The organism is Kitasatospora sp. NPDC089509, assembly GCF_044749365.1.
GTDB lineage: Bacteria > Actinomycetota > Actinomycetes > Streptomycetales > Streptomycetaceae > Kitasatospora.
This window is the reverse complement of sequence record NZ_JBIVHS010000005.1, coordinates 357,328-374,521: the sequence shown is the minus strand read 5'-3', so window position 1 is coordinate 374,521 and position 17,194 is coordinate 357,328. Positions and strand designations below refer to the sequence as shown.

Here is a 17,194-nt window from a genome sequence, read left to right as displayed (position 1 = left end):
CGTTTCGCAAAAACCAGGCATCTTTCGCCCGGCGCGCGGGAGCCCGGTGTGGTGCGGATCGCACCCCACCGATCGCACCCCTCTTTGCGCTCGCGCCGGGGCGTGCAAGCATGGAGGTGATCCGGGGACGCCGTACGGCGCCACGAGACGACAACCCTTCAGGAGTCCGTTCGATGAACGCTTCTTCGCCTTCGCCTGCCCAGAACCAGGCGACCACCACCCTCTACGGCGGGGTCACCAACCGCCGCGTCACCGTCCGCGACCTCGCCGGCGCCAAGCAGCGCGGCGAGAAGTGGGCCATGCTCACCGCCTACGACGCCCTCACCGCGGGCGTGTTCGACGAGGCCGGGATCCCCGTCCTGCTGGTCGGCGACTCGGCCGGCAACTGCCACCTCGGCTACGAGACCACCGTGCCGGTGACCATGGATCAGATGGTGATGCTCTCCGCCGCCGTCGTCCGCGGCACCCAGCGCGCCATGATCGTCGCCGACCTGCCCTTCGGCTCGTACCAGGAGTCGCCCGCGCAGGCCATGCACAACGCGGCCCGGCTGATGAAGGACGCCGGGGTCGGCGCCGTCAAGCTGGAGGGCGGCGAGCGCAGCGCCCGTTCGATCGAGCTGCTGGTCGAGGCCGGCGTCCCGGTGATGGCCCACATCGGCCTCACCCCGCAGTCGGTGCACGCCTTCGGCGGCTACCCGGTCCAGGGCCGCGGCGACGAGGCGGCGCACCAGCTGCTGCGCGACGCCAAGGCCGTCCAGCAGGCCGGCGCCTTCTCGGTGGTGCTGGAGGCCGTCCCGGCCGAACTGGCCGCCCAGGTCACCGAGCAGCTGGCGATCCCGACCGTCGGCATCGGCGGCGGCCCGGAGACCGACGCCCAGGTGCTGGTCTGGACCGACATGGCCGGCATGACGGCGGGCCGGGTGCCCAAGTTCGTCAAGAAGTACGCGAACCTGCGCGGCGTCCTCGGCGAGGCCGCCCGCGCCTACGCGGAGGACGTCCGCACCGGCGCCTTCCCGGCGGAGGAGCACAGCTTCCACTGACCCGCCCGGCCGCGGCCCTGCTCCGAACCCCTCGGAGCAGGGCCGCTGTCACGCCCGGACGCCGCCGGCCGCCCCGTGACAGCGGGCTGACAGCGGCGGGCGGCGGGCGACAGGGGGCTGACAGCAGGGGCGGACACCCTGGAGGCATGACAGGAATCGCGACCGCCCCGAAGACGCGGGGAACAGCCGGCAACGCCGTCGAGGTGCACGGCATCGTCAAGCACTTCGGCGACACCAAGGCCCTGGACGGCGTCGACCTCACCGTCCGCGAGGGGACCGTCCTCGCCCTGCTCGGCCCCAACGGCGCCGGCAAGACCACCCTGGTCCGGGTGCTCTCCACGCTGATCAAGCCCGACGCCGGCACCGCGTTCGTGGGCGGCTACGACGTCCTGCGCCAGCCCAAGCAGCTGCGCCGCACCATCGGCCTGACCGGCCAGTACGCGTCGGTGGACGAGCTGCTCTCCGGCTACGAGAACCTCTACCTGATCGGCCGGCTGCTCGACCTCTCCGGCCGCGAGGCCAAGGCCCGGGCCGCCGAGCTGCTGGAGCGCTTCTCGCTCACCGACGCCGCCAAGCGCATCGCCAAGACCTACTCCGGCGGCATGCGCCGCCGCCTCGACCTGGCCGCCAGCATGATGGGCCGCCCCCGGGTGCTCTACCTGGACGAGCCCACCACCGGCCTGGACCCGCGCACCCGCAACGAGGTCTGGGACGAGGTGCAGCGGATGGTCGCCGAGGGCAGCACCGTGCTGCTGACCACCCAGTACATGGAGGAGGCCGAGCAGCTCGCCGACGAGCTGACCGTGATCGACCGCGGCAAGGTGATCGCCAACGGCGGCGTCGCCGAGCTCAAGGCCAAGGTCGGCGGCCAGATCCTCCAGGTCCGCCCGGCCCACCCGGCCGAGCTCCCGGAGATGACCCGCTGCCTGCACGAGGCCGGGATCACCTCCGCCACCTTCTCCCCCGACGACGGCCTGCTCGCGGTGCCGCTGGTCGACGACGAGCAGCTCACCGTCGTGATCGGGGTGCTCGGCGGGCGCGGCTTCGCGATCGCCGGCATCGACACCAAGGTGCCCAGCCTGGACGAGGTCTTCCTCGCCATCACCGGCAAGCCCACCGCCGACGCCCCCGCCGCGTCCGCCGCCCTCGTCAAGGAGCCCGTCGCATGACCACCGCCACGCTCGCCCCCGCCCCGGTCGGCGGCGCCCCGGCCGACGAGACCCGGATCGGCCCGTCCGCCACCCTGCGCCACATCGGCGCGCTGACCCGCCGCAACCTGATGCGGATCAAGGCCGACCCGGAGTCGATGTTCGACGCCGTGCTGATGCCGATCGTCTTCACCGTGCTGTTCGTCTACGTCTTCGGCGGCGCCATGATGGGCGGGGACCAGGACAAGTACAAGCAGTTCATGATCCCCGGCCTGCTCGGGCAGACCGGCATGACGCTGGCGCTGGCCGTCGGCACCGGCCTGAACACCGACTTCCAGACCGGGGTGATGGACCGCTTCCGCACCCTGCCGATCGGCCGGTCCTCCGTCCTGCTGTCCAAGCTGGTCGCGGAGACCCTGCGCGCCCTGCTCTCCTCGGCGATCCTGCTGACCTTCGCCTTCATCCTCGGCTTCGAACTGAAGACCGGCGTCCTCCAACTGCTGGCCGCCGTCGGCCTGTCGCTGGTGTTCGGCATGTCGATCGTCTGGATCTCGATGCTGCTGGGCATGTCGATGAAGAGCGCCCAGGCCGTCCAGGGCGTCTCCATGCTGGTCCTGATGCCGCTGCAGTTCGGCAGCTCGATCTTCGCGCCGACCAACACCATGCCGGGCTGGCTGCAGGCCTTCACCAAGGTCAACCCGCTGTCCCAGCTGGCCGACGCCTCCCGGGCGCTGCTCAACGGCGAAGGGGCGGTGGCCCACCCAGTGATGATCGTGCTGATCTGGTCCGCCGCCTCGACCGCGATCTTCGCCCCGCTCGCGGTGGCCCGCTTCCGCAAGCGGACCTGAGCGAGCCGGGGTCGGAGCCGGCCGGCGGCCGTGGACGGGACGCCGACCGGTACGGACGGGCGGTCGGCCGGTGACCAGGGGACGGGCACCGGCCGACCGCTCAACCGATCAACTCCTCCAGCAGCTCCTGGATCTGCTGCTGCGTCATCCCGCCGCCGGAGGCGTACGCGGCCTCGTACTCGGCGTCGCCCAGCAGCCCGCGCAGGACGGCGGCCGAGCGGTCCCGCTCGGCCCGGTCCAGGTAGCCGCCCTTCGGGCCGTTCAGCCCGCCGTGCGCGCCGAGCAACCGGACGGCCAGCCGGGCCCGGTCGAGGTCCCCGTCACGCTCGGCGAAGGTGCGCAGCACCCCGGCCACGGCCGGCACCAGCATGATCGCCATCTGTCCGGCGAAGCCCGAGGCGGAGGCCGCCGAGCGCAGCGCCCGCCGTCCCTCGCGGAGCAGGTCGAGCCCCCGTTCCGGATCCCCCGCCCGGGCGACCACCCAGCCCCGGGAGCAGCTGACCAGCCCGGAGACCATGCCCAGCGCGACACCGCCCGTCCGGACCGTCTCCAGCAGGTCCAGTTCGGCCAGCGCCAGGTCGTGGTCGCCGCGCTGGGAGTGGATGCCGGCCAGCGTCAGCCGGCCGAACAGCAGCGCGCCGTTGGAGGCCTGGTCGGCCTCCAACGGGCCGAGGGCCGCCACCGTCTCCTGGATGATCCGCTCCCCGCGGTCCAGGTCCAGCTCCAGCAGGGCGCTGCCGAGGTTCACCCGGAGCACCGGCACCTCCTGCAGCGCGCCCAGCCGCTCGGCCAGCTCGATCGCCTGCCGGTAGGCGGCGACCGCCTCCCCGGGCTCGCCCCGGAGCGCCATCGACTCGCCGCGGGCCGCCAGCGCCTGGGAGACCCCCCAGAGGTTGCCGGCCCGTTCGTACAGCTCCAGGGAGCGCTCGCCGTCCCGGACGCCCTGCTCCCAGCCGCCCGGCCAGTCGTTCATCATCTTGGCCCGGATCTGCAGGACGAACGCCAGGTCGTTCAGGCTGCCGTGCACCTCGGCGCCGCGGACGGCGTCGTCCATCAGGTCCTTCATCCGGTCGACCTGGCCGATCAGGAAGGCCCCGAAGACCCGCATCATCGCCGGGAAGCGGTAGGACTGCGGCAGTTCCGGGGTGTAGACGTCGAGCAGGTGCTGCCCCACCGCGACCGCCTCGGCGCTGCCGAGCACGTCCAGGTTCCCCTCGAACAACCCGAGCAGCCGGTACATCGCGACCAGCCGGCGGGCCTCCTCGGCCACCCCCTCGGGCATCGGCAGGCCGTACGCCAGCACGGGGCGGTCCAGCGGCACCGGCGGCGGGACGTCCGGGCCGAACGGGCCCGGGCCCAGCGCCGTGACCGCGTCGTACCAGCCGCGGGCCTCCAGGCTGTAGCCGCGCAGCGACCAGTACCAGCTCATGCCGAGGGCCAGCACCAGGGCCTGCTGCTCGTCGCCGAGGTCGATCGCCCGGCGCAGCGCGGCCCGGACGTTGTCCTGCTCGCGCTCCAGCACCGAGAGCCAGTGCAGCTGCCGGGGCCCGTGCACGGCCAGGTCGGCGGCGGCCACCACGGACCGGAAGTGCGAGAGGTGGCGGGCGCCGGTGGCGTCGCGCTCGGCGGCGGACTCGGCGAGGCGCTCGGTGGCGTACTCGTGGATGGTCTCCAGCATCCGGTAGCGCGGCTGGCCTCCGTCGTCCGCCAGGTCCGCCACCAGCAGGGACTTGTCGACCAGGGAGAGCAGCAGGTCGGCGACCTCCGGGCCGACCACCTCGGTGCCGTCGGCGCAGACCACCTCGGCGTCCTCCAACTGCCAGCCGCCAGCGAACACCGAGAGCCGGCGCAGCACCGCCCGCTCCCGCTTGCCCAGCAGGTCCCAGCTCCAGTCGACCACCGCGCGCAGGGTCTGCTGGCGCGGCAGCAGAGTGCGACTGCCGGCGGTGAGCAGGGCGAACCGGCCGTCCAGCCGGTCGGCGATCTGCCGGGCCGTCATCACCCGCAGCCGGGCGGCGGCCAGTTCGATGGCCAGCGGCAGGCCGTCCAGGCGGCGGCAGATCTCGGCACAGGCCTCCGGGTCGCCCTCCGGGTCGAAGCCGGGACGGGCGGCGGCGGCCCGCTCGGCGAGCAGCCGCAGCGCCACCGGGTCGGGCAGCGGCTCGACCGGCAGGACGGTCTCACCGGGCACGCCGAGCGGCTCCCGGCTGGTGGCGAGCACGGTCAGCCCGGGGCACTCGGCGAGCAGGGTGTCGGCCAGGTCGGCGGCGGCCTGGATCAGGTGCTCGCAGTTGTCCAGGACCAGCAGCATCCGGCGGTGGCCGCAGTGCTCGACCAGTCGGCGCAGCGGGTCCTCGGCGCGCTTCTCCATCACCTCGGCGACCCGGCCGCCGCCGTGCAGCACGAGTTCGCGCAGGCCGAGCGCCGAGACCACGGCGGCGGGCACCGCCTCCGGGCTCTCCAGCGGGGCGAGTTCGGCCACCCAGACGCCGTCCGGCCAGTGCCCGGCGGACTGCTCGGCGCGGCCGGCCTCCACCGACAGCCGGGTCTTGCCGGAGCCGCCCGGACCGGTCAGGGTGACCAGCCGACGTTCCGTCACCAGGCCGCGCAGGGCGGTGAGATCGCCCTCCCGGCCGACGAAGCTGGTCAGCCGGCCGCGCAGATTGCCGGTGGGGCGCGGGAGTTGGGGCATGGGTTCGGGCGCCGGGGCCGGGGTGGCGGGGGCGGCGGGGGCGGGTGCCGGCGGGACGGCGGCCGGGGCCGGAGTTGGAGCCGGGGCCGACGCCGCCGAGCCGAGCAACTCGGCGTAACAGGCCTGGAGTTGGCGGCCCGGGTCGACGCCGAGCTCGTCCGCCAGCGCACGCCTGGTCCGCTCGTAGTGGCGCAGCGCCTCGGCGGTGCGCCCGCTCCCGTGCAGGGCCCGCAGCATCAGCAGCTGCAGGGGCTCGTCCAGCGGCTGCCGTTCGCACAGTTCGGCGAGTTCGGCGACCAGCTCGGCGGCCCGGCCGAGCCCGAGGTCGGCGGTGATCCGATGCCGGCGGGCCTCCTCCCGCTGGGCCTCCAGCCGGGCGGCCGGGCCGGCCCGGTCCGGCAGGTCGGCCAGCGCGGGGCCGCGCCACAGCGCCAGCGCGGCGCCCAGCCGCTCGGCGGCCAGCGCGTGGTCGCCGGCGTCGAGGGCGCGCCGGCCCTCGCCGCCCAGCCGCTGGAAGTCGGCGAGGTCGGTGGCCGGGTCGGTCAGCCAGTACCCGGCCGGGCCGGAGCCGACCCGGTCCCGGCCGATGGTGCGGCGCAGTCTGCCGACCAGGGTCTGCAGCGCGGCCGAGGCGTCCTGCGGCGGCTCGGCCTCCCACACCTCGTCCACCAGCAGGTCGGCCGGAACGGGCCGCCCCTGCCGCAGGGCCAGCGCGGTGAGCAGCGCCCGCAGCCGGGCGCCGCCGAGCGCGACCGGCGTGCCGTCGTCGTGATGGGCTGTGGTGGTACCGAGGATGCCGTAGTGCACCGGGCCATTCTGGTCGATCGGCGGCGGCGGGGGCGCACAATTGTGCTGTACCCGATCCGCCACCGGCGGTCCGGTGGAACCGGCCCCGGCACCTCGGACGTTCACCCCGGGTGGCTTGTCCGGCCACCGACCCGCCCGGCATGATCGGTCCCTGCCGGTAGTCCCCCGTCCCTCTGTCCACGGAGCACCCACAGATGACCTTCGCCGCCACGCCGCGTTCCCGCAGCGAGGACCGCCGGATCAGCCCGGTGTTCTGGGTGCTCCTCGCCACCCTGGGCACCTCCGCCTGGGCGGTGTACTCGGGCTTCGGCAACGCCCGCTTCGGGGTGTTCCTGTTCGTGGTGTCGGGGTGGGTCGTCTCGCTCTGCCTCCACGAGTACGCCCACGCGCGCACCGCCCTGCACGGCGGCGACATCACCGTCGGGGCCAAGGGCTACCTCACGCTCAACCCGCTGAAGTACGCCAACATGCTGCTCAGCCTCGTGCTGCCGATCGTCTTCATGATCCTCGGCGGCATCGGCCTGCCCGGCGGCTCGGTGTGGATCGAGCGCAGCCGGATCCACGGCCGGCTCAAGCACAGCCTGATCTCGGCGGCCGGCCCGCTGGTGAACGTGCTGATCGGGGCGGCGCTGCTGATCCCGGTCGGCGCGGGCTGGCTGGACGACTCGGACCTGCACTCCACGTACTACGGCTACGAGTACAACGCCTCCCCCTTCGCCTGCGCCCTCGGCTTCCTCGGCCTGCTGCAACTCAGCGCGGCGCTGCTGAACCTGCTGCCGATCCCCGGCCTGGACGGCTACGGGATCGTCGAGCCCTGGCTCTCCGCCAAGACCCGGCGCGCGGTCGAGCCCTTCGCCCCGTACGGGATGCTGGCGGTGTTCGCCCTGCTGTGGCAGCCCGAGGTGAACTCGTTCGTCTTCGGGATCGTCCACGACCTGATGGGCCTGTTCGGCGTGAGCACCGACTACGCGACGATCGGCCGCTACCTGTTCAGCTTCTGGAAGAGCTAGCCGACGATAGGGCGTGTCCGACAATCCCTAGCCCTGCTCGGCGGCGGCGGCCGCCTCGGCGAGCTTGGCCCTGCGCCGGTTCATCCACAGCACGTTGCTCGCCACACCGGCCAGCGGGAGCCAGATCAGCCCGATCCAGAAGCCCTCGACCATCGAGACCACGGCGGCCGCCAGCGCGAGGACGACGACGAGCAGGGCGAACAGGGACGTGCGAGGCATGGCGCGGGACTCCTAGGACCGGGTACGGACGGCCGGATGGCGGCCGTCCCCCATTGTCGCCGACCTCACCTCCGGAAGCCTTCCAGGGGTGAGGTCGACACGGGGTCCACCGGTCACACGTCGGTGATCCGCAGGCCGGCGTGGGCCTTGTAGCGGCGGTTGACCGAGATCAGGTTCGCCACCAGCGCCTCCACCTGGTGGGCGTTGCGCAGCCGGCCGGAGAAGATGCCGCGCATGCCGGGGATCAGGCCCGCCAGCGCCCGCACCACGTCGGTGGCGGCCCGGTCGTCGCCGAGCACCATGACGTCGGTGTCGATCCGCTCCACCGACTCGTCCTGCAGCAGCACCGCCGAGAGGTGGTGGAAGGCGGCGGTCACCCGGGAGTCCGGCAGCAGGGCGGCGGCCTGCTGGGCGGCGCTGCCCTCCTCCGGCTTGAGCGCGTAGGCGCCCTGCTTGTCGAAGCCGAGCGGGTTGACGCAGTCGACGACGATCTTCCCGGCCAGCTCCGCGCGCAGCGCGGTCAGGGTGGCGGCGTGACCGTCCCACGGGACGGCGACGATCACCACGTCACTCTCCCGGGCGACGGTAGCGTTGTCGGCGCCGCGCACGCCGACGCCCAGTTCGGCGGCCGAGGCCTCGGCCCGGGCGGCATCGCGGGAACCGATGATCACCTGCTGGCCGGCCTTGGCCAGCCGCAGGGCCAGGCCGCGCCCCTGGTCGCCGGTGCCGCCGAGGACGCCGACCACCAGCTCGGAGACGTCCGGCAGTTCGTGAGCCGGGTTTGCTGCCGGGTTTGTTGCCGGGTTTGTCGCTGAATCGAGGGAAGTCATGGGCTGATCCTGCCAAACCGCGCGCCCGGCGCGACATCCTGGCCCGCATGGACGCGGTGAGAGTTTCGGCACTCCGGGAACGACTGACCGGCACCGGCTGGCTGGAGGCGGTCGGCGGCTTCGCCGGCACCCTGCGGCGTTCGGTGGAGCGGCGCGGGGCGGGCGAGTTGCTGCTGGTCGGCACCGAGGCGTACGAGCCCTGGCACCTGGCCGCCCATCTGGCGGACGAGGCCGCCTGGTCCGCCGTCCCCCGGCTGGCCCCCACCTTGCTGCGGCACCGCCCGCCCGCCGCCGCCCCCGCCCACCTGGCGCACGACCTGCGGCGGCTCACCGAGGCCGGGCGCGGCGCCACCGTGCTGGTGGTGGCCCCGGGGGCGGCGGGCGCCCCGCTGCTGGAACGGGTGCAGGACGCCCGTCGGCACGGTGCGACGGTGCTCGCCCTGGACGGCGCGGCCGCACCGGGTGGCCTCGGCGCCCCCGCCGACCTGGCTGACCTGACCGACCTCGCCGACCTCGCCGGTCTCGCGCACGAGCGGCTCGCCGTCGGGACCGCCGCCGAGGAGCCCTTCGACCTGGCCCAGCACCTGGTCAGCGCCGCCGCCGGACAGCCGCCCGGCCGCCGCTCCGCCCTGGACCGGCTGGCCGGGCTCGCCGAACGGCTGACCTCGGCGCCCACGCTCAGCCGCTGGTGAAAAACCCGTTGCGGGGTGCCAACCAGCGGTCCCAGGATGGTCGTTCGTGAACGACGACGAACCACCCCATACCGGTCGGCGGCGCGCCCTGCTGCGCTCACTCGCACCCGACCTCTCGCCGTGGCGCGCCTCCCGCGACTTCCGCCACCTGTGGATCAGCGGCTGCATCACCACCTTCGGCAGCTTCCTGACGTACGTCGCCGTGCCGATGCAGATCAAGGAGCTCACCGACTCCTCCTTCGCGGTCGGGCTGATCGGCGCCGTCGAACTCGTCCCGCTGATCGTCTTCGGCCTCTGGGGCGGCGCCCTCGCCGACGCCCTGGACCGGCGCAAGCTGGTGCTGCGCTCCGAGGCCGCGCTCGGCCTGCTGGCCGGACTGCTGCTGCTCAACGCCCTGCTGCCGCACCCGGTGCTCTGGCCGATCTACCTGGTCGCCGCGCTGGTCGCGGCCTGCGACGGACTACAGCGCCCGGCGCTGGACTCGCTGCTGCCGCGGATCGTCGCGCACCAGCACCTGTCGGCCGCCTTCGCCCTCAAGTCCCTGTACCACAACGTCGCTTCGGTGGCCGGACCGGCGCTGGCCGGTGTCGTGGTGGCCTTCTCCGGAGTGCAGACCGCGTACGCGCTGGACGTGCTCACCTTCGCCGCCTCCCTGCTGCTGCTGGTCCGGATCAAGGCGGTACCGCCGCCCACCGGCGCCGAACGGCCTTCCGTGCGGGCGGTGTTGACCGGTGTGCGGTACGCGTGGAGTCGCAAGGACCTGCTCGGCACCTACGCGATCGACACCTGCGCCATGCTGTTCGCCTTCCCGGTGGCCGTCTTCCCCTTCCTGGCCTCGGAGTTGGGCGCGGACTGGGCGCTCGGCCCGATGTACGCGGCCTCCGCCGTCGGCGCCCTGCTGGTCGGCGCGACCAGCGGCTGGACCTCCCGGGTTCACCGGCACGGCCGGCTGCTGGTGGCCGCCGCGGTCGCCTGGGGCGCGGCCATGGCACTGGCCGGGCTGTCCGGGAGCGTCTGGGTGGTGCTGCTCGGACTGGCCCTGGCCGGCGGTGCGGACGAGATCAGCGGGATCGCCCGCTCGACCATGTGGAACCAGTCCATCCCGGACGCGGTCCGCGGCCGGATGGCCGGCGTCGAGCTGCTCAGCTTCTCCGTCGGCCCCCAGCTCGGCCAGGTCCGGGCCGGCACCATGGCCGGCCTGATCGGCGCCCGCGCCGCGGTCTGGACCGGCGGCCTGGCCTGCGTCGCCGCCGTCCTCGCCGTAGCCGCCGCCCTCCCCCGCCTGCTCGCCTACGACGACCGCACCGACCCGCACACCGCCGCCGTCCGCGCCGAACACGAACGCACGGAACGGGAGGCGGCCACCCCGGCCTGAGCGACTACCGGCCCTCCTCGTCCTTCGGCTGGTCGGTCCAGCGCGGGTCGTTCTGCCACTCGCGGTTGCGTTCGTCCGCGATCCGGAGGGCCTGGGCGGCCTCCTCCGGGGTGGCGTACGGGCCGAGGCGGTCCTTGGCCGGGCACTCCGGGCCCTCCTCGACCTTGCCGTGCTTGATGCAGTAGAACCACTCACCGGGCTTGCCGGTCGGCTTGCGGTTGAATCCGAGGGGCATGGCAGTCTCCCGTTCCAGATCTGGGGTCGGTACCGATCATTCCCCGGCCGGGGCCGCCCTGCACACCGCGGGGGAACCTCCGGGCGCGGGCCGGACAGGGCCTAGACTCGCCGCCATGGCTCTCGTACCCGGCATCCAGTCCCCCATCCGCAAGGTCCCGGCGCACATCACGCGCCCCGAGTACGTCGGGAAGCCCGCCCCGACGCCGTACACCGGGCCCGAGGTGCAGACCGCCGAGACCATCGAGAAGATGCGGATCGCGGGCGGGATCGCCGCCCGGGCGATGGCGGCGGCCGCCGAGCTGATCGCCCCCGGCGTCACCACCGACGAGCTGGACGCCGTCGCCCACGCGTACATGTGCGACCACGGCGCCTACCCGTCCGACCTGGGCTACCGCGGCTTCCCCAAGTCCGTCTGCACCTCGATCAACGAGGTGATCTGCCACGGCATCCCGGACTCGACCGTGCTGCAGGACGGCGACATCGTCAACATCGACGCCACCGCGTACATCCACGGGGTGCACGGCGACCTCAACGCCACCTACCTGGTCGGCGACGTGGACGAGGAGTCCCGACTGCTGGTCGAGCGCACCCGGGAGTCGCTCAACCGGGCGATCAAGGCCGTCAAGCCGGGCCGCCAGATCAACGTCATCGGACGGGTCATCGAGTCCTACGCCAAGCGCTTCGACTACGGCGTGGTGCGGGACTTCACCGGACACGGCATCAACACGTCGTTCCACTCCGGCCTGATCATCCCGCACTACGACAGCGAGCGGGCCACCGAGGTCATCAAGCCCGGCATGACCTTCACCATCGAGCCGATGCTCACCCTGGGCACCTACGACTACGAGATCTGGCCGGACGGCTGGACGGTCGTCACCAAGGACCGCAAGCGCACCGCCCAGTTCGAGCACACCCTGGTGGTCACGGCGGACGGCGCGGAGATCCTCACCCTGCCGTGACCGACCCGGCCCGCCCGCCCCGGTGCGCCCCGGTGCGCCCCGGCCCGCCCCGAGCCGAAGGGGCGCGCCGGTGCCGAAAGGGAGAAGCGAGGGAGCGACGAAGGAGCGAGGGAGCGACGACCGTCGGCACCGGGTCAGAGCGCCCCGGAGGCGAGCGGGCGTAAACACAGCCCCGGAGGCGAGCGGGCGAGTAACCGTGTCAGCCGATGAGCCACTGCTCCTCGGCGACGGCGCCCACCTCGGTGCAGGCGTCGGTGAGCACGTCCAGCACCCGCAGCGGGTCCGGCAGCGGCAGCTCCGGCCCGCGCAGCCACCGCACCTCGGAGCCGTCCGGCAGCGCGGCCGGCGGCAGCAGAGTGTAGGAGCCGCGGCAGTGCCAGCGTAGGCCCGGGTGTTCGGACACGGTGTCCGGGGTGGAGTCGAGCGCGCTGTCCCACCACTCGTCCTCGTCCTGCGGGGTGCCGCGGGTGGCGGTGAAGAACAGGTAGCGGTCCTCGCCGACGGCGGCGACCGGACCCTCGACGCCCAGCGCGGTCAGCCGTTCCAGGGCGAGCCGGCCGGCCTCGGCCGGGACGTCCAGCACGTCGTGCACCCGGCCGGTGGCGGTGACGAAGTTGGCCTGGGGGTCGCGGGTGAGCCAGCGGGAGAGCTGCTCGGGGTCGGTGGTGGCCTGGGTCTGCCAGGCGAAGGAGACCGGGTGCCGGGCCGGGGCCGGACAGGCCACCCGGTCGCAGGAACATCGGTAGCCGGCCGGGTGGGCGGCGGGCGCGAGGGGGAATCCGGCGCGCACCGCGCCGAGCAGCTGGTCCAGTCTGGCGGCCGGATCCGCACCCCCCGGGCGGGTCCGCTCCCGGTCACGCTTCTGCCACCAGGTCGTCCACCTGTTGCCGGCTTCCATCGGGCCCCTTCCGCGCAACTGCCGTGCCTGGTGCGACACAGCGTCCGACGTACCATCCGACGCAACGCACGGCGCCCCCGGCTGCTTCCCGGTCGGTGCTCGGCCCTGCTGTTCGGCGCCCCGCCGACCGCGGCCCGGGGTCACCGGACGGACGGCGCCAGGGTCTCGGTACGCCTGTCGCGGCAGCACGCTGTCCGCGCCGGTGACGGCCGGAGGGCACGCTGACTCGCGCCTCGCCCGGCCCGTACGGGGCCCGCTGACCCGGGGTGGACCCCAGGGGCGTACAGGCAAGGATAGGGGTGCGCGGGGCCTCCGGATGACCGGGGGCGGTGCCTCTCCGGTCACATCCCGGGCACCGCGCCCACACCGGGCCCGCGCCCCGAGGTGCCCCCTCGGTGCCCCCCGGGTGCCCTCCCGGTGCTCCCACCGTGGCCGCCGCGTGGAGGTGAGACCCTGGAGGGATGAAGAGCGCGGACACCGAATTCGTCGGCGGCCCCCTGGACGGGAAGGTCCTCCCGATCCCGCTGGGGCCGATGCTGGGCGTGCCCAAGAAGTACAAGGTCCCGGTCCCCGCGCACGGCGACTCCCCGGCGCGCACACTGGTGTACGTCCGGACCAAGCAGGTGCGGGGGCTGAGCTGGTTCTGGCGCTACGAGTACGACGAGGCGGCCTCGGCCCGGACCCCGGGCTGACCGGTCGCCCGCTTCGACCCTCCCCGGGAGGTCGGCATGGCCAGGACGGTACGGCACCGCGTACGGCAACCGCGCAGCCGCGCGCGGGCGGCCGCCCAGCACAACCGGCAGGTCGCCGGGGTGACCGGGGCGCTACTGCTGGTGGTCTGCCTCTACAGCGTGACGATCGGCCCCGACGGCTGGCTCTGGTTCGGTTGGGCGGTGCTGCTGCTCGCCTGCGTGGCCCTGTTCCTGGTCCGTCCCTGAGCAGCGGCACCGCCCGTGTCACCGGCTGTCGCCGGGGTCGTCCCCCCGCGCCGGTCGGTCCCCCCGTACCGGTCAGTCATCCTCGGCGAGGATGAGGTACAGCTTCTTGCGGGTCTCGGTCAGTACCGCCAGGCCCTTGGCGCGCTGCGCCTCGGTGCCCGTGCGCATGACCTGCTGGACCGCCTGGTCGACCGCTGCGAGCGCCTGGCCGACCTCCTGGACGGCCTCCCAGTCGACCTCCCGGCCGGCCTCGGCCCACGGCTCCGCGGGACCGGCCTCGGCCTCGGCGCGGCCCGCCTCGGTGAGCGAGACCAGCCGCTTGCCGCCGACCTCCTCCGCGACGATCAGGCCCTCCTCCTCCAGCAGTTGGAGGTTGGGGTAGATCGATCCCGGGCTGGGCCGCCAGGCCCCGTTGGTCCGTTCGGCGATCTCGGCGATCATCTCGTAGCCGTGCATCGGCCGCTCCTTGAGCAGTGCCAGCAGCGAGGCCCGGACGTCCCCGCGCCGGGCCCGGCCGCCGCGCCGCCCGTGCGGGCCGCCGCGCCGACCGCCGTGGCCGCCGAAGCCGTGCCCGAACGGGCCGCCCATCGACCGGCCGGGGCCGCCGCCACCGAACGGCGGACCGAAGCCGCCGAAGGCCGACCGCCCCTCGAAGTCGTCCTCGGGCAGTCCGCGGAACTCCGGGCCCGGCCCGCGGCGGCGTCCGCCGTCGCCCCGCGGCCCTTCCTGACGGAATCGCATTCCTGAGCGCATGGCGCCCACCTCCTTGAGGTTTTTCGATCTTTCCTGCTGTTCCGAAACAGTCGAGTCACTGTCTCGATAGTTCGACGATATATCGGTGACTGCCGCTCGTCAACGGATACCGACACGGTTCCGACAACGGGCGCCCGCCCCGGCGGAACGGATGCGGAACCGATACGGTGACGGGCATGGCCGGTGAACGAGACCTTGCGACCCTGCTGCGCGGGATGCGACCGCAGCTCAACCCGGGGCGGTTCGTGTACTGCACCCTCCCCGCGAAGGTGCCCGCCGGCATGCGGCCGGTGGTGACCGTCGCCGAGCCCGAGGGGGTGACGGTGGTGGTCGCCCAGGACGAGGCCGACGCGCTCGGACTGCGCTACGAGTACGTGGCGGCCTGGATCACCCTGCAGATCCACTCCGCGCTGGAGGCCGTCGGACTGACCGCGGCCGTGGCCGGGCGGCTCGCCGAGGAGGGCATCAGCTGCAACGTGGTGGCCGGCTTCCACCACGACCACCTGTTCGTCGCCGCCGACGACGCCGACCGGGCCGTCCGGGCCCTGACGGAGCTCTCCGCCCGCTCCGGGGGTTCCGGCGACGACGGGGACACCGGGGGCGCCACGACTTCCGTCTGACGGTCCCGCCGGGTGGCCGCCGTCGAACGCCCCGCTGCGAACAGTGCAACGTGCGCATCACACACGAAGGCCCTCCGGTCCGCGCTGCTCGCGCGGGCCGGAGGGCCTTCGGACGTTCAAGGGGCGGAAGAGTCGGCCTGTACGCCGGGTTCTGTCACCCGGGTTGCTTGCGCGGCCCGGGGAGACGGCCATCCATCTAGGGCTGCCGTTGCCGACAGCCTCGTGCGGTCTACCCGCGAATTCGGGCGAGCAGCCCTCAAACATCCGCGCACGGCGCCCGGAGGCGCCGATCTTGACCTTGCTCCAGGTGGGGTTTACCTAGCCGGCCGGGTCACCCCGGTCGCTGGTGGTCTCTTACACCACCGTTTCACCCTTACCCACGCGCCGAAGCGGTGGGCGGTCTGTTTTCTGTGGCACTGTCCCGCGGGTCACCCCGGGTGGGCGTTACCCACCACCCTGCTCTGTGGAGCCCGGACGTTCCTCGGCGGGTCAGGGACCCGTCGCGACCGCCCGGCCGGCTCTTCCGCCGTAGTGGTCATGGTAGCCGCTCGGGCGGGGCCTCCCGAACACCGGACCCCCGGACCGACGGCGGCTCGGCCCCCAGTCGGGCGGCCACCCGGGCGGCCGTGCCGGTCGCCCAGGAGCCGGTGGTGAGCAGGCCGAGGCCGAGGATCGCGCCGCCCAGACCGACCAGGATCCACCAGCCGGCGTGGCTGGCCGGGGCGAAACCGGTGGCCACCGGGCCGACCACGGCCGAGGTGACCACCGTGCCGATCACCGCGACGCCCAGCGACTGGCCGATCTGCCGGCTGGTCGAGGCCACCGCGGCCGCCACCCCGGCCTGGGACCGCGGCATGCCGGAGACCGCCGCGTTGGTGATCGGCGCGTTCACCATGCCGAAGCCGAAACCGAACAGCGCGTACGCGACCAGCAGCAGCGCGGCCGGGGAGTCGGCCGTCAGCCGGGTGAGCAGCAGGCCGCTCGCGGCCAGGCCGAGCCCTGACAGCACCAGCGGCAGGCGCGGGCCCCGGCTGCCGACGATCCGCCCGGACAGCGGTGCGCAGACCAGCAGCAGGCCGGCCATCGGCAACGTCCACAGGCCCGCCTCGACCGGGCTGTAGTGCCGGACGTCCTGGAGGTAGAGGGTGTTGAGGAAGAGGAAGCCGCCGAGCGCGGCGAAGGCGCAGACCGCGGTGAGGGTGGCCCCGGTGAACGGCGCGGAGGCGAAGAAGCGCGGGTCCACCAGCGGCTCGGCGACCCGCCGCTCCCACAGCGGGAAGGCGATCAGCGCGACCACCGCGGCTGCGGCGAGGGCCAGGATCAGCGGTGAGGTCCAGCCGTGGGCCGGGCCCTCGATGATCGCGGCGGTGCCGCAGCCGAGCAGGACGATCATCAGTAGCTGCCCCACCGGGTCCAGTCGGCGCGGGCGCGGCGCACGCGACTCGGGGACGTGACGGGCGGTCAGCAGCATGGCCAGCAGGGCCACCGGAACGTTGATCAGGAAGATCGAGGGCCAGCCGGCGGCGTCCACCAGGAAGCCGCCGAGCAGCGGTCCGAGCGCCATCGAGATGCCCACCACGCCGCCCCAGACGCCGATCGCCCGGGCCCGCTCCCCGGGGTCGGTGAAGGTGTTGGCGATGATCGAGACCGCCACCGGGTTGAGCATCGAGCCGCCCACCGCCTGCAGCGCCCGGAACGCCACCAGCCACTCCAGGCCGGGCGCCAGACTGCACAGCAGCGAGCCGAGCGCGAAGCAGGCCAGCCCGATCTGGAACACCCGACGGCGGCCGAAGCGGTCGGCCACCGAGCCGAACAGCATCAGCAGCGAGGCCAGCACCAGGGTGTAGGCGTCGATGATCCACTGCAGGCCGGAGGCGGGGGCCGCCAGGTCCTTCTGGATCACCGGCAGCGCGATGTTCACCACGGTGTTGTCCAGACCCACGATGAACAGGCTCAGGCAGCAGATCGCCAGGACCAGCAGCCGGTGGCGGCGCCCGGCGTCGGGCGCGGCGGTCGTGGGGGGTGCGGGGGGTGCGGGGGGCTGGGGAGCGGGCACGGATCGATCCTCCCACCGCAGGCCGGGGGGCGGGCGCGGAGCGGTCCGTCCGGGTGGCAGCCCGGACCACGG

General features: G+C 73.7%; 17 protein-coding genes and 1 other RNA gene. 10 read left to right on the top strand and 8 right to left on the bottom strand.

What is annotated here, in order from left to right:
• Positions 1 to 173 precede the first annotated feature (173 nt).
• From panB to ACIP4P_RS13940, 3 genes are all read left to right on the top strand, one after another.
• Positions 174 to 1,040 carry a 3-methyl-2-oxobutanoate hydroxymethyltransferase gene (gene panB, locus ACIP4P_RS13950; protein ID WP_400917644.1) on the top strand — a complete coding sequence of 289 codons (867 nt, stop codon included), beginning with the start codon at positions 174 to 176 and terminating at the stop codon, positions 1,038 to 1,040.
• A gap of 146 nt (positions 1,041 to 1,186) precedes the next feature.
• Positions 1,187 to 2,209: an ATP-binding cassette domain-containing protein gene (locus tag ACIP4P_RS13945; RefSeq protein ID WP_400917642.1), complete on the top strand. Its 1,023-nt coding sequence runs from the start codon at positions 1,187 to 1,189 to the stop codon at positions 2,207 to 2,209.
• On the top strand, positions 2,206 to 3,036 hold the full coding sequence (locus ACIP4P_RS13940; RefSeq protein ID WP_400917640.1) for an ABC transporter permease: 831 nt from the start codon (positions 2,206 to 2,208) through the stop codon (positions 3,034 to 3,036). The genes ACIP4P_RS13945 and ACIP4P_RS13940 overlap by 4 nt, the downstream gene beginning before the upstream one ends.
• A 100-nt stretch (positions 3,037 to 3,136) precedes the next feature.
• Here ACIP4P_RS13940 and ACIP4P_RS13935 read toward each other — a convergent pair whose 3' ends face one another.
• On the bottom strand, positions 3,137 to 6,535 hold the full coding sequence (locus ACIP4P_RS13935; RefSeq protein ID WP_400917639.1) for an AfsR/SARP family transcriptional regulator: 3,399 nt from the start codon (positions 6,533 to 6,535) through the stop codon (positions 3,137 to 3,139).
• A 194-nt stretch (positions 6,536 to 6,729) separates the two neighbouring features.
• Here ACIP4P_RS13935 and ACIP4P_RS13930 point away from each other — a divergent pair, with 194 nt between their 5' ends.
• Complete coding sequence (locus tag ACIP4P_RS13930; protein WP_400917638.1) at positions 6,730 to 7,545, top strand: site-2 protease family protein; 816 nt, start codon at positions 6,730 to 6,732, stop codon at positions 7,543 to 7,545.
• Positions 7,546 to 7,572: 27 nt separating this feature from the next.
• On the opposite strand, the gene ACIP4P_RS13925 is transcribed toward ACIP4P_RS13930, so the two are convergent.
• Together ACIP4P_RS13925 and npdG are read right to left on the bottom strand one after the other, a co-directional pair.
• A complete protein-coding gene (locus tag ACIP4P_RS13925; RefSeq protein ID WP_350511182.1) occupies positions 7,573 to 7,764 on the bottom strand; it encodes a hypothetical protein in 192 nt (63 codons plus the stop codon).
• Between the two features lie 113 nt (positions 7,765 to 7,877).
• Positions 7,878 to 8,594: an NADPH-dependent F420 reductase gene (npdG, locus tag ACIP4P_RS13920; protein ID WP_400917635.1), complete on the bottom strand. Its 717-nt coding sequence runs from the start codon at positions 8,592 to 8,594 to the stop codon at positions 7,878 to 7,880.
• A gap of 47 nt (positions 8,595 to 8,641) precedes the next feature.
• Between npdG and ACIP4P_RS13915 the strand changes: the two genes are divergently transcribed.
• Both ACIP4P_RS13915 and ACIP4P_RS13910 read left to right on the top strand, forming a co-directional pair.
• The gene (locus ACIP4P_RS13915) at positions 8,642 to 9,286 is read left to right on the top strand and encodes a hypothetical protein (protein WP_400917633.1); all 645 of its coding nucleotides are present in this window, start codon (positions 8,642 to 8,644) and stop codon (positions 9,284 to 9,286) included.
• 46 nt (positions 9,287 to 9,332) lie between these two features.
• Positions 9,333 to 10,661 carry an MFS transporter gene (locus ACIP4P_RS13910; RefSeq protein WP_400917631.1) on the top strand — a complete coding sequence of 443 codons (1,329 nt, stop codon included), beginning with the start codon at positions 9,333 to 9,335 and terminating at the stop codon, positions 10,659 to 10,661.
• A 4-nt stretch (positions 10,662 to 10,665) separates the two neighbouring features.
• Here the strand turns inward: ACIP4P_RS13910 and ACIP4P_RS13905 are convergent, their stop codons facing one another.
• Entirely contained in the window at positions 10,666 to 10,896 is a 231-nt protein-coding gene (locus tag ACIP4P_RS13905; RefSeq protein ID WP_400917629.1) for a hypothetical protein, read from the bottom strand.
• A 115-nt stretch (positions 10,897 to 11,011) separates the two neighbouring features.
• Between ACIP4P_RS13905 and map the strand changes: the two genes are divergently transcribed.
• Positions 11,012 to 11,857, top strand: a complete 846-nt coding sequence (gene map / locus ACIP4P_RS13900; RefSeq protein ID WP_350511177.1) for a type I methionyl aminopeptidase — start codon at positions 11,012 to 11,014, stop codon at positions 11,855 to 11,857.
• A 199-nt stretch (positions 11,858 to 12,056) separates the two neighbouring features.
• Here map and ACIP4P_RS13895 read toward each other — a convergent pair whose 3' ends face one another.
• A complete protein-coding gene (locus tag ACIP4P_RS13895) occupies positions 12,057 to 12,755 on the bottom strand; it encodes a bifunctional DNA primase/polymerase (RefSeq protein WP_350511176.1) in 699 nt (232 codons plus the stop codon).
• Between the two features lie 461 nt (positions 12,756 to 13,216).
• On the opposite strand from ACIP4P_RS13895, the gene ACIP4P_RS13890 reads away from it, so the two are divergent.
• Both ACIP4P_RS13890 and ACIP4P_RS13885 read left to right on the top strand, forming a co-directional pair.
• Complete coding sequence (locus ACIP4P_RS13890) at positions 13,217 to 13,447, top strand: hypothetical protein (RefSeq protein WP_350511175.1); 231 nt, start codon at positions 13,217 to 13,219, stop codon at positions 13,445 to 13,447.
• Between the two features lie 36 nt (positions 13,448 to 13,483).
• Positions 13,484 to 13,693 (top strand): hypothetical protein, encoded by a 210-nt coding sequence (locus ACIP4P_RS13885; protein WP_400917627.1) that lies wholly within the window; start codon positions 13,484 to 13,486, stop codon positions 13,691 to 13,693.
• A 72-nt stretch (positions 13,694 to 13,765) separates the two neighbouring features.
• On the opposite strand, the gene ACIP4P_RS13880 is transcribed toward ACIP4P_RS13885, so the two are convergent.
• The gene (locus tag ACIP4P_RS13880; protein ID WP_400917625.1) at positions 13,766 to 14,446 is read right to left on the bottom strand and encodes a PadR family transcriptional regulator; all 681 of its coding nucleotides are present in this window, start codon (positions 14,444 to 14,446) and stop codon (positions 13,766 to 13,768) included.
• A 176-nt stretch (positions 14,447 to 14,622) separates the two neighbouring features.
• Here ACIP4P_RS13880 and ACIP4P_RS13875 point away from each other — a divergent pair, with 176 nt between their 5' ends.
• A complete protein-coding gene (locus ACIP4P_RS13875) occupies positions 14,623 to 15,066 on the top strand; it encodes an ACT domain-containing protein (protein WP_400917623.1) in 444 nt (147 codons plus the stop codon).
• Positions 15,067 to 15,190: 124 nt separating this feature from the next.
• Here ACIP4P_RS13875 and rnpB read toward each other — a convergent pair.
• An RNA gene (gene rnpB, locus ACIP4P_RS13870) (RNase P RNA component class A) lies at positions 15,191 to 15,588 on the bottom strand.
• Between the two features lie 13 nt (positions 15,589 to 15,601).
• Positions 15,602 to 17,122 (bottom strand): MFS transporter, encoded by a 1,521-nt coding sequence (locus ACIP4P_RS13865; protein ID WP_400917621.1) that lies wholly within the window; start codon positions 17,120 to 17,122, stop codon positions 15,602 to 15,604.
• Positions 17,123 to 17,194: the final 72 nt, after the last annotated feature.